Annotated in this window: 12 protein-coding genes; 8 read left to right on the plus strand and 4 right to left on the minus strand. The window is 65.2% G+C overall.

Features of this window, described 5'->3' with window-relative positions:
* The first annotated feature begins 123 nt into the window (after positions 1–123).
* Positions 124–972, plus strand: a complete 849-nt coding sequence (locus tag ACODS2_RS15570) for a cytochrome b/b6 domain-containing protein (protein ID WP_488999651.1) — start codon at positions 124–126, stop codon at positions 970–972.
* Positions 969–1,757, plus strand: a complete 789-nt coding sequence (locus ACODS2_RS15575) for a molybdopterin-binding protein (protein WP_488999652.1) — start codon at positions 969–971, stop codon at positions 1,755–1,757. Before ACODS2_RS15570 ends, ACODS2_RS15575 begins: the two co-directional genes overlap by 4 nt.
* A gap of 22 nt (positions 1,758–1,779) precedes the next feature.
* Here the strand turns inward: ACODS2_RS15575 and ACODS2_RS15580 are convergent, their stop codons facing one another.
* Genes ACODS2_RS15580 through gorA form a run of 3 tightly spaced genes read right to left on the minus strand, consistent with a single transcriptional unit; the run spans position 1,780 to position 4,945 of the window.
* Positions 1,780–2,796, minus strand: coding sequence for an SDR family oxidoreductase (locus ACODS2_RS15580; RefSeq protein ID WP_488999653.1), 1,017 nt, complete (start codon positions 2,794–2,796; stop codon positions 1,780–1,782).
* Positions 2,797–2,807: 11 nt separating this feature from the next.
* Complete coding sequence (locus ACODS2_RS15585; protein ID WP_488999654.1) at positions 2,808–3,530, minus strand: SDR family oxidoreductase; 723 nt, start codon at positions 3,528–3,530, stop codon at positions 2,808–2,810.
* A gap of 59 nt (positions 3,531–3,589) precedes the next feature.
* Entirely contained in the window at positions 3,590–4,945 is a 1,356-nt protein-coding gene (gene gorA / locus ACODS2_RS15590; protein WP_488999655.1) for a glutathione-disulfide reductase, read from the minus strand.
* Between the two features lie 166 nt (positions 4,946–5,111).
* Here gorA and ACODS2_RS15595 point away from each other — a divergent pair, with 166 nt between their 5' ends.
* Positions 5,112–5,303, plus strand: a complete 192-nt coding sequence (locus ACODS2_RS15595) for a hypothetical protein (protein ID WP_488999656.1) — start codon at positions 5,112–5,114, stop codon at positions 5,301–5,303.
* A 12-nt stretch (positions 5,304–5,315) separates the two neighbouring features.
* Here the strand turns inward: ACODS2_RS15595 and pgi are convergent, their stop codons facing one another.
* Positions 5,316–6,839 carry a glucose-6-phosphate isomerase gene (gene pgi / locus ACODS2_RS15600; RefSeq protein WP_488999657.1) on the minus strand — a complete coding sequence of 508 codons (1,524 nt, stop codon included), beginning with the start codon at positions 6,837–6,839 and terminating at the stop codon, positions 5,316–5,318.
* 154 nt (positions 6,840–6,993) lie between these two features.
* On the opposite strand from pgi, the gene lepB reads away from it, so the two are divergent.
* The 5 genes from lepB to ACODS2_RS15625 all read left to right on the plus strand — a co-directional run bounded on the left by lepB (position 6,994) and on the right by ACODS2_RS15625 (position 10,920).
* On the plus strand, positions 6,994–7,866 hold the full coding sequence (lepB, locus tag ACODS2_RS15605; protein ID WP_298170034.1) for a signal peptidase I: 873 nt from the start codon (positions 6,994–6,996) through the stop codon (positions 7,864–7,866).
* Positions 7,821–8,540, plus strand: coding sequence for a ribonuclease III (gene rnc, locus ACODS2_RS15610; protein WP_488999658.1), 720 nt, complete (start codon positions 7,821–7,823; stop codon positions 8,538–8,540). Before lepB ends, rnc begins: the two co-directional genes overlap by 46 nt.
* Positions 8,541–8,547: 7 nt before the next feature.
* Entirely contained in the window at positions 8,548–9,456 is a 909-nt protein-coding gene (gene era / locus ACODS2_RS15615) for a GTPase Era (protein ID WP_488999659.1), read from the plus strand.
* Positions 9,457–9,518: 62 nt separating this feature from the next.
* Positions 9,519–10,226 (plus strand): bestrophin-like domain, encoded by a 708-nt coding sequence (locus ACODS2_RS15620; RefSeq protein ID WP_488999660.1) that lies wholly within the window; start codon positions 9,519–9,521, stop codon positions 10,224–10,226.
* 22 nt (positions 10,227–10,248) lie between these two features.
* Positions 10,249–10,920, plus strand: coding sequence for a spermidine synthase (locus tag ACODS2_RS15625; RefSeq protein ID WP_488999661.1), 672 nt, complete (start codon positions 10,249–10,251; stop codon positions 10,918–10,920).
* The last annotated feature ends 32 nt before the right edge of the window (positions 10,921–10,952 follow it).

The raw sequence follows: 10,952 nt of genomic DNA on the forward strand, positions 1-10,952 counted from the left end.
GTGATTTTTTCCGCGTGATGTAACGTTTTGCGAGGCCGGACCGAACCGGTCTGTGCGGCGCTTGCTCTTCCATCCCGGTAGGGCATGCTTGACGCCTGCGCGCGGCTTGGCGGGAGCGGGAACTTGGCGACACACACTGCTGACAGCGAGGCTGGCAGACCGGCAAGCCGGGCGGAGGCGGGCGCTTCGCCGCTGATCTACCGCACGAAACTGCCGGTGCGGATCTGGCACTGGATCAATGCCCTCTCCATCTTCGTGATGCTGATGAGCGGGATGATGATCTTCAATGCACATCCCCGGCTCTATTGGGGCGAGTACGGCGCGAACCTCGATACGCCGTGGCTGGTGATCGGCAACCGCGGCACCAGCGGTTTCCTCTATGTGTTGGGGATCGAGATTCCGACGACGGGCTTGCTGGGTTATGCGCAGCACACCGCTAACGCCTTCCCGCCGCTGGTGACGATCCCTTCGACCTACAGCCTTGCCGATGCGCGCCAGTGGCACTTCGCGTTTGCCTGGGTGCTGCTGATCAGCGGGACGCTGTTCATGACATACAACATTGTTTCCGGGCACTTGCGGCGTGACCTTGCCTTGAAGCGTGAAGAACGCAGCTTCTCGCACCTGTGGCACGACATCAAGGAACATGCCCGGTTGCGCTTTCCCACCGGTGATGCGGCGCGGGCCTACAATCCGCTCCAGAAGATCGCTTATCTGGGCGTGCTCTTCGTACTGATCCCGGTGGTGATCCTGACCGGCTGCACGATGTCGCCTACCCTCAACGCGGCGTTTCCGTGGCTGGCGGAGCTTTTCGGCGGGCGGCCATCGGCGCGCTCGATCCACTTCCTCTGCGCGACCGGGTTCGCGCTGTTCATCGTGGTGCATTTGCTGGCGGTGGTGCTGGCGGGGCCGTTGAACGAGCTGCGTTCGATCATCACGGGCTGGTATCGTTTGCCGAAGGAGCGTTCGAAATGAGCGACGACAAGTCAGGGATCATGATGCCCGCGCCCTCCTCGCTGATAACCCGGCGCAACGCGCTGATGGGCGGCGCAGGGCTGCTGCTGGCGGGCTGCGACCAGATCAACGCCTCCCCCACGGTGAAAGCGGCGCTGAGCCTCGGCGAGAAGGCCACCCATGGCGCGCAGCGTCTCGTAACGGACCGCAATGCCTTGGCGAAGGAGTTCAGCCGAGCCGAGATGTCGCCGGTATTCCGCCAAAACGGCAATCAGAACCCGGGCACGAGCGAGTACAACGCGCTTGCCGCCAACAAGTTCGCCGACTGGACGCTGAGCGTAGACGGCATGGTGGCACATCCGCTGCGCATCAGCCTGGCGCAGATGATGGCGGCGCCGCGCCGCACGCAGATCACCCGGCACGATTGCGTGGAAGGCTGGAGCGCGATCGGCGAATGGTCGGGCGTGCCGCTCGGCCTGATCCTGAAGCGCGCGGGAATGTCGTCCAACGCGAAGTATGTGGTGTTCCATTGCGCGGACAGCACCGGGGGCATTCCGTACTACGAGAGCATCGACATGATCGATGCCTTCCATCCGCAAACGATCCTGGCGACGCACATGAACGGCGAACTGCTCACCGTGGGCCACGGCGCGCCGCTGCGCCTCAGGGTCGAGCGGCAGCTGGGCTACAAGCAGGCCAAGTATGTCATGCGCGTGGAAGCGGTTGCCTCGCTTGACGGCATCCACGGTGGCGGCGGTGGCTATTGGGAGGATCACCGCGGCTATCAGTGGTTTGCAGGGATCTGAGGGGCGAGCCCCCTACCCCCCGTCAGACCTTCACGATACCGCGTTCGATCAGGCTCTTTGCGCAATCGATGATCGATTCCTCTGCCGGGCGGGTCTTCCAGCCGAGGCGTTCGAGCGCGTGGGCGGCGCTGGCATCGCGCACGTTGCCAAGCTCACCGACGACCTGACGGATCAGCGGATTGAACTTTGCGGCGAAGCGGACGAGCCAATCAGGCAGACGCCGGGTTGGCACCCTGCGCGCCTCCAGCGGCATCCCAGCGCGCAGGATCTGCGCAACCTCGATCATTTTGAGGAACGGGCCCGAGGCAATGAAGCGCTCGCCGTCCAGCCCCGGTTCGGTGAGCACGCGGACGTGGAGATCGGCCAGATCGCGTACATCGACAATGCCGAAGCCGAGATCGGGGCAGCCGGGCAGCGCACCCGAAAGCAGCTGGTTGACCATCTCGATCGAGGCGGAGAAATCATGGCTCCAGACCGGGCCGAGCACGGCGGCGGGGTTGATGGAGAGGAACTCCATGCCGGCTCCTTCCTTCGCCATCCACTCACGCGCGGCGCGTTCGGCGACGGTCTTGGATTTGACGTAGGCATAGGCATCGCGGCTGTGGATGTTGGTCCAGTCGGCTTCGGTGAAGTGGTGGTGACCCTTGCCGTGGCCATAGGCGATCGCGGCGACCGATGACGTCTGGACGAAACGCGTAACACCGGCAGCCTTGGCGATGCGCAGCGTGCGCACAGTGCCCTCGCGAGCGGGGATGATGAGTTCATCGGGATTGCGCGGCGGTTTGCTGCTGAACGGCGAGGCGACGTGCAACACATGGCTACAGCCCTCCATCGCTTCGGCCCAGCCCGCATCGGCGGTAAGGTCGGCAGCGAAGAACTTCAGTGTTTCCGCCGTGCCGCCGAGCAGCGGGCGCAACTCCGCCTCGCGCTTCAGGCTGCGCACGGTGGCGTGGACCGTCCAGCCTTCGGCCAGCAACTGCTGGATGATGAACCCTGCAATGTAGCCACTGCCACCGGAAACGAGGACTGTCTTGCTCATGGCTGTTTCCTTCAGAAGCGGAGCATGATGGAGCGGGCGAGCGCGGGCGATACCGAATAGACCGCGCGCAGCACTTTCACCATGCCGACATTGGCCTCATCCTTGCCGCTTTCCATCGCGGCGATGATCTGGCGGGCGCATTCCTCCGGGCTGAGCTTGTTGCTGCCGCGCCCTGCGGTCATCGCAGTATCGACGAGCGGGGGCATCGCCTCGAGCACATGCACGCCGGTGCCCTTGAGCTGGGCGCGCAGAGCCATCGTGTAGCTGCGCAGCGCGGCCTTGGTGGCGCAGTAGAGCGGCGAGCCCGCGTTGGGCGCGATGGCGAGCCCGGACGTGACGTTGACGATCATCGCCTCGGGACGGGCGCGCAAGGTGTCCATCAGCCTACCGATCAGGCGGATCGGCGCATGCACATTGAGCCACAGCGTACGCTCGTCGTCCGCTTCGAGCGGCGGCGCCTCACGGAAATCATGCGCTGCGCCCATGCCGGCGTTGTTGATGAGGACATCGATCGGCCGGCTGGCGAGACCAGCAATCACCGCCTCCACCCCTTCCGGCCCGGCGAGATCGGCTGCGATGACTTCAAAGCCCTCTGCCTGGGCGGCCGCGATCCGCTCTGGTGTCCGTCCCGTAACGATCAGGAGCGCGCCTTTGCCCCGCAATTGGCTGGCAAGGCGCAGGCCGATGCCATCGGTGCCGCCTGTCAGCAGGATGGTCTTGCCTTGAAGGTTCACGCAGTGCTCCCCGGATATCTTTCCGGGAAGACTAGCGGGTCGGTTGCAATATGCAACCTTCACTTCATCAACACGAGTTCCTCTGCCATCGACGGGTGCAGCGCGACCGTGGCATCGAAATCGGCCTTGGTCAGCCCGGCCTTCACCGCGATGGCGGCAGCCTGCAGGATCTCCGGCGCTTCGGGGCCGATCATGTGGATCGCCAGCACCTGATCGGTCGCGGCATCGACGATCATCTTGTAGAGCCCGCGCTCGGCTCGGTGGCCGAAGATGTTCTTCATCGGGCGGAAATCCGACGAATAGACCTTGATCGAACCGTACTTGTTGCGCGCCTGCCCCTCGGTCGGGCCAACCCCGGCAAGCGGGGGCTGCGAGAACACGGCGCTCGGGATGCAGCTGTAATCGATCGTTACGTGCTTGCCGCCGAACACGCGGTCGGCAAAGGCCTGGCCTTCGCGGATGGCGACAGGAGTGAGCTGCACGCGGTCCGTTACGTCACCCACTGCATAGATGCTGGGGCAACTGGTCTGGGCCCGCTCATCGACGAGGATCTCACCGTTCTCGCCCAGCTTGACGCCCGCCATTTCAAGACCGAGCCCGTCCGTCTTGGGGCGGCGACCGGTGGCGACGAGGACCTGATCGGCCAGGATCGGATCGATCTGGCCCTTGAGCCAGACTTCGAGCAGGCCATCCTCACGCTTGACGACCCTCTCGAACGGGCAGTTGAAGCGGTACTGGATGCCGCGTGCCATGGTGATCTGGAGCAGCCGGTCGCGCAGGGCTTCGTCATAGGTGCGCAGCAGCGTCTCCGAGCGATTGACCACCGTTACGTGACTGCCGAGCGCGTTGAAGATACCGGCAAACTCAATGGCGATATAGCCCGCGCCGGAAATCACCACGCGCTGGGGAAACTGTTCGAGATGGAAGACCTCGTTCGAGGTGATGCAGTGCTCGGACCCTTCGAATTCAGGCATGACCGGCCAGGCGCCTGTCGCCACGAGGATGTGCTTCGCGGTGATCTCATGCCCCGAGGCAAGCCGGACTGAATGGGGGCCGGTGATCACGGCGCGTTCGAGAAAGCGCTCGACCTTGTGGGTTTCGAGAGTGGAGGTGTAGGCGGCGTTAAGCCGGTCGACATCGCGCAGGACAGCATCGCGCAGGGTCGGCCAGTCGAACGTGGTGTTTTCGACCGTCCAGCCGTAGTTGGCCGCGTCCTGCAGTTCCTCGGCAAAGTGCGAGCCGTAAACGAGCAGCTTCTTGGGCACGCAGCCACGGATCACACAGGTGCCACCGACGCGGAACTCCTCGGCCACCGCGACGCGCGCGCCGTGGCTGGCGGCAACGCGGCTGGCGCGCACGCCGCCAGACCCGGCACCGATGACAAAGAGATCATAATCGTACTGGGTGTCAGTCATGCAAAAGGCTCCTCAGGCGTGCGCCCATATGGGGTATCGGGGGGCGCTGCGACAATGCCCCATTGCCAAGGTTTCGCAGCCCGCAAGGCATGGGCGCGGAACCTCGGCGGCGGCTGGCGCGTTATTGCGCCACGCGGCCAGTCCGGCCGCTCCGGGAAGGCCTGTCATGCAACACGAAGGCGAAGAGGTGCATATCGACACCGAGGAAGTCAGCGGCGGCGACAAGGACAGGAGCCTCATCAAGATGGTAGTGATCGGCACGCTGCTGGCGATCGGTTTGATGTCGGCGGTCTGGATCACAGGTGCAGTGCGGTTCGATCAGGCGCATCCGACAGCCGAAGCGACCGCCGCGCCCTGATCAGCCCAAGACCTAACCCTCGATGCCCGCCGCCGCCAGCAGCGCCGTGGTCGAGGCATCGAAGGTGGCATCGCCAGCCTCGATCGACTTGGCGATGGCCTTGCCGAGCTCTACGCCGAATTGGTCGAACGGATTGATGCCGAGCATCATGGCCGAGACGAACGTGCGATGCTCGTGAAAGGCGATCAGGCTTCCTAGCGTAGCGGCACCAAGCTCGTCGCACAGGATCGTGGCCGAGGGGCGGTCGCCCGGATAGTCGCGCGCCAGATCGTCGCCGCCCGCCTTGCCGGCCATCAGCGCGGCACCCTGCGCAAAACAGTTGGCGAGAAGCGTGCGATGGTGCGCCGGGTCGAAATCGTGGCCCGGTACGCTGACGGCGAGGAAATCGACCGGGATCAGGTGCGTGCCCTGATGGAGCAGCTGGAACACGGCGTGCTGGGCATCCGTGCCGACGCCGCCCCAGGTGACGGGGGCGCTGGGCCGCGCGAGCGGGGTGCCGTCAGCCGTCACGCGCTTGCCGTTCGATTCCATTTCGAGCTGCTGGAGGTAGCTGGGGAGCAGCGCGAGGCGCTCGTCATAAGCAAAGACCGCGCGGCTGCCGCAGTGGCGTGCCTGCGTGTAGTAGAGATCGGCGAAAGCGGCGCGGATAACGACGTTCTCAGCGGGAGCGGCATCGAGGAAGTGGCGATCGATCGCGGCGGCACCGGCAAGGAACGCCGCAAACCCGTCCCAGCCCAGCGCGAGGGCGATGGGAAAGCCGATCGAGGACCACAGCGAATAGCGCCCGCCGACCGTTTCGGCGAAGGGCAGGACGCGCGTTTCGTCGACGCCCCAGGCCACGGCCTTGTCGGGCGCGGCAGTGAGCGCGACGACGCGGCCATAGGGGTCTTCCACCCTGCCCTCACGCAGCCAGTCGAGCGCGCTGGTGGCGTTCATCAGGGTTTCGGTGGTGGTGAAAGTTTTGGAGGCGACCGCGATCAAGGTGGTGGCGGGATCGCACTGGGCGACGGCCGCCGCAAGCGCCGCGCCATCGACGTTGGAGACGACGTGGACCGCGACCTTCGCATCCTCGCGCGCCAGCGCATCGATGGCCAGCGCGGGGCCGAGGGCGGAACCGCCGATGCCGATGTGGATGAGGCTCTTCACTTCGCCCAGCAGACCTTCGTGGATTGCCTCGACCAGCGCAGCCATGCGCTCATGAAAGCGCTCGGCTTCCTCGGCGGCGGCGGGATTGCCGACGCCGCGTTCGGCCGTGTGGGTGGCGGCGCGGCCTTCGGTGTTGTTGATGAGCGCGCCGGCAAACAGAGCCTCGCGGCTGGCTCCAAGATCGACCGCTTCCACGATCTGTACGAGCACGGTTTCGACTTCGGGCGATAGGTGCGTCTTCGACCAGTCGAAGCGAATCGGGCCGCCGGGGAGATCTAGCACAGTCGCGTAACGATCGAGGCGCGCAGGATCCGCGAAAAGCTCGGTCAACGTGGGGCGAGGCAGGCTTTCAAGCGCGGTCCAGAGCGGGGCGGTATCGGTGGCGGCCATATTGTGTCGTCTCCAGGGGATATGCGGGCGTACCCCGCCCATTCGACCAAGCGCAAGGTATCGCCGACCGGCGCGGCTGCTAAATTCGTCTGCGTGGCCCTATCCGTGCACTCTGCGCTTGACGGATGCGAGGCCCCTCCACATGACCGCTGCGATGACTGAACCCTCCGAAAACACGCCTGAGAGCACGGCAACCGTGGCGCCTGCGGTGCAGGATGCGCCGCCGCCGGCTGCGAACAAGAAGAAGGAACGCAAGGAAGACAGCTTCCCGGTGTTCGTGATCAAGCTGGTGCTGATCGTGGCGTTCTTCCGCAGCTTCGTGTTCTCGCCCTTCAACATCCCTTCGGAATCGATGCTGCCACGGCTGGAGAACGGCGATTACTTGCTGGCGGCAAAGTGGCCCTACGGCTTTTCGTCCTACTCGCTGCCCTTCAGCCTGCCGCTGCTCCCGAAGCGTATACTGGCGAACCAGCCTCTGCGCGGCGACGTGGTGATCTTCAAGGCACCGCCGGGCAATGACGTTGACTATATCAAGCGCGTCATCGGGCTGCCGGGGGATACGGTGCAAATGATCGGCGGGCAGCTGCACCTCAACGGCGTTCCGGTGCCCAAGGTGAAGGTTGCGGATTTCGTGATCCGGCAATCGCCCAACACCAGCTGCATCGCGCCCGAGTTCGAGGCGGTGGAGCCGAACGGAATCCAGAGCTGCCACTATCCGCAGTTCCGCGAGACCCTGCCGGGCGGCAAGTCGTACAACGTGCTCGATCTGGGCTACCGGCCGCAGGATGATACGCCGCCGGTGGTGGTGCCTGCGGGGCACGTGTTCCTGATGGGCGACAACCGCGACAACTCGATGGACAGCCGCTTCCCGGCCGTCGAGGGCGGCGGGATCGGGCTCGTGCCGCAGGATAACCTGATCGGCCGCGCCACCATCGTGATGTGGTCGACCGACGGCAGCGCCAACTGGTTCCTGCCTTGGACATGGTTCACCGCGCTGCGCGCGGACCGCATCGGGGGCACGTTCTGATCGCCAACCTTACGGAGGAGACCGCGGGCTTCATCGCCGCGCTGACCGGCAAGGCCCCTGCCCGGCCCGACCTGTGGCACGAAGCGCTGACACACGGATCGATGGGCGAAGTGCGCGATTACCAGCGGCTTGAGTTCCTTGGCGACCGCGTATTGGGCCTTGCTATCGCGGAATGGCTGCACGAACTGAGCGACGCGGCGGAAGGCAAGCTTTCGCAGCGTTTGAACGTGCTCGTCAGCCGCGAGACTTGTGCCGAGGTCGCGCGCGCACTTGGCGTGGTTCCGCATATCCGGCTCGGCAAGCAGGCACGCGGCGATGGAGCTGGGCAGAGCGACAATGTGCTGGGCGATGTGATGGAAGCGCTTATCGGAGCCTTGTTCCTCGAACGCGGCTTCGATGCCGCGCGCGCTTTTGTGCGCAAGTCGTGGGAACCGGCGATGGCGGGCGGCGCAGGGCAGCGCAAGCACCCCAAGGCGGCGCTGCAAGAATGGGCGGCGGGCAATCGCCGCAAGCCGCCGGTTTACACGCTGCTGGAGCGCAGCGGACCGGATCACGCGGCGGTGTTTACCGTGCGGGTCGAAGTGGCCGGCGTCGGCGCCGAACAGGCAACAGGTTCAAGCAAGCAGGAAGCAGAGCGCGGCGCAGCAGCGGCGTTCATGGCGCGCTATGGGTGATACGAACATGACGGAACATTGCGGACTCGTGGCGGTGATCGGCGCGCCCAATGCGGGTAAATCAACACTGGTCAACGCGCTTGTCGGCCAGAAAGTGGCAATCGTCTCGGCTAAGGCGCAGACGACGCGCGCGCGGCTGATGGGGATCGCGCTGCAGGATCTGCCGGGCGGCGAGCGGGTGCAGCTCATTCTGGCCGACACGCCGGGCCTGTTCGAGCCGCGTCGGCGGCTGGACCGCGCCATGGTGCACGCCGCGTGGGAAGGCGCAGACAGTGCGGATGCGATCCTGCTGGTGGTCGATGGCCGCAAGAAGAAGCGCGACTATCTGGAACCGATCCTCGAGAGCCTGAAGGATCGCACTGAGCGCAAGATCCTCGTGCTCAACAAGGTCGATGCGATTGCCAAGGAGCCGCTGCTGGAAATGGCAGCGGAGCTGGCGCCGCAGGGCGGGTTCGATGAGGTGTTCTTCGTCTCGGCGCTGAGCGGTGACGGGGTGCCGGAGCTGAAGATGAAGCTGGCCGAACGGATGCCGGTGGGCGCCTGGCACTATCCCGAGGATCAGGTCTCCGATGCGAGCGAGCGTCTGCTCGCCGCGGAAATCACCCGCGAGCAGCTTTACCGCCAGCTGCACGATGAACTGCCGTATGACAGCGTGGTGCGGCCCGAAAGCTACGCGACGCGGCGCGATGGCTCGATCGAGATCCACCAGCAGATCGTGATCGCGCGCGACAGCCAGAAGGCGATCGTGCTCGGCAAGGGCGGCTCGAAATTGAAGGCCATCGGCGAGGCATCACGCAAGGAACTAGCCGAATTGCTCGGCGTCAAGGTCCACTTGTTCCTCCATGTGAAGGTGGAGGAAGGCTGGGCCGAGGCCAAGGAAATCTACGAGGAAATCGGGCTCGACTGGGTGAAGTAAGGGAGGCGGCGATGGGGGCGGCGTTTGCACTGGTACTTCCGGGCGTAGGGCTACTTCTCGCCATGATCGCCCTGTGGCGTCTGGGCGTGGCGCTGCACCGGCGGGCGGGAACGGGCACCGAGACAGCTGGCGAAAGCTATGTGCTCTCGGGCGCATTCGGACTGCTTGCGCTGCTCATGGCCTTTGCTTTCAGCCTTGCCATCGGCCGTTACGAGACGCGGCGGCTGCTGGTGATCGAGGAGGCCAATGCCATCGGCACGATGTCGACCCGGCTGGCGCTGCTTGAGGAGCGCCAGCGCGTGCCACTTGCTGCAGAACTGGCGCACTACGCCAGAACGCGTGCGGCAGTCGGTCGGAATGCGCCCGACGATGCGTGGCAGGCGGCACACTCGGCCAGTGCGCGCGAATGCGGTACGTTTGGCGATGCGCTGTTTACCGCACTGCGCTCGATGCCGCCTGATACGCGCGGGCCGGTGCTGGTGCAGGCCTACAACGCGATGTGCGACATCACGACCGAGCGCCATGCCGCGCGATCGGCTAGGCTTCCCAGCGAAGTGTTGGCGCTGCTGGCGCTTTACTGCTGTGCCTGCACGGCGCTGCTGGGCTTCACCACCGGACGCGCGGACTGGCGCAGCGGGATCAGCTCTGTGCTGTTCTTCACGCTGCTGGCGGCAGCCTACGTAACGATCCTCGATCTCGACAGCCCGCGCAGCGGCGCGATCATCGTGCCGCAGGAAGAGCTGGATACTGTGGCGCAAAGCCTGCGCTGAGGCGCCCTGGAAGGACTACTACATGATACAGCGTGAACTGCTCGGTACGGCTGAAGTGCCGGGCGGCACCGAACTCAGGCTCTTTCGCCACGACCGCGATTTCATGATCGTGATGGGTCAGAACGAGTTGATGAGCAGCCGGATGAGCGGATCGGAAATCGCGCTCGCCACAGAGACGATTCGTCGGCTGAAAGGACGCCCTGCTCCGGCGCTGCTGATCGGCGGCTATGGCATGGGCTTTACCTTGCGCGCCGCGCTGGAGGTGCTGGGGCCAAAGGCAGAGCTGGTGGTGGCCGAATTGGTGCCCGAGATCATCGACTGGGCGCGCGGGCCGATGGCGGAAGTGGCAGCTGGATGCCTCGACGATCCCCGCGTGCGGCTGATCATGGGCGATGTGGGCAGCGTGATCGACGGGGCGCAAGGCGATTACGATGCGATCCTGCTCGATGTCGACAATGGCCCGGACGGCGTGGTGCGCGATGGCAATGGCGCGCTTTACAGCAGCTCAGGGCTGCGGGCAGCGCGGCGGGCGCTCACGGCCGGCGGGGTGCTGGCGGTCTGGTCGGCGGGTCCGGACCCGGCGTTCACGCGGCGGCTGGAGAAGAACGGTTTTGCGGTCGAGGACATCCGCGTGGCAGCCCGCTCGAACGGCAAGGGGCCGAAGCACACGATCTGGTTTGCTACGCCGCGCTGAAATCCCCTTCATCCCAGCCCTCTCCCGCTTAA

This window comes from Novosphingobium sp. FG137, assembly GCF_057809735.1.

Bases quoted from the DNA above. Each gene is read 5' to 3' on its own strand.
- ACODS2_RS15595 (WP_488999656.1), top strand. From the start codon at position 5,112: ATGCAACACGAAGGCGAAGAGGTGCATATCGACACCGAGGAAGTCAGC.
- ACODS2_RS15625 (WP_488999661.1), top strand. From the start codon at position 10,249: ATGATACAGCGTGAACTGCTCGGTACGGCTGAAGTGCCGGGCGGCACC.
- rnc (WP_488999658.1), top strand. From the start codon at position 7,821: ATGGTTCACCGCGCTGCGCGCGGACCGCATCGGGGGCACGTTCTGATC.
- era (WP_488999659.1), top strand. From the start codon at position 8,548: ATGACGGAACATTGCGGACTCGTGGCGGTGATCGGCGCGCCCAATGCG.
- lepB (WP_298170034.1), top strand. From the start codon at position 6,994: ATGACTGAACCCTCCGAAAACACGCCTGAGAGCACGGCAACCGTGGCG.
- ACODS2_RS15580 (WP_488999653.1), bottom strand. From the start codon at position 2,796: ATGAGCAAGACAGTCCTCGTTTCCGGTGGCAGTGGCTACATTGCAGGG.
- pgi (WP_488999657.1), bottom strand. From the start codon at position 6,839: ATGGCCGCCACCGATACCGCCCCGCTCTGGACCGCGCTTGAAAGCCTG.
- ACODS2_RS15620 (WP_488999660.1), top strand. From the start codon at position 9,519: ATGATCGCCCTGTGGCGTCTGGGCGTGGCGCTGCACCGGCGGGCGGGA.
- ACODS2_RS15575 (WP_488999652.1), top strand. From the start codon at position 969: ATGAGCGACGACAAGTCAGGGATCATGATGCCCGCGCCCTCCTCGCTG.
- gorA (WP_488999655.1), bottom strand. From the start codon at position 4,945: ATGACTGACACCCAGTACGATTATGATCTCTTTGTCATCGGTGCCGGG.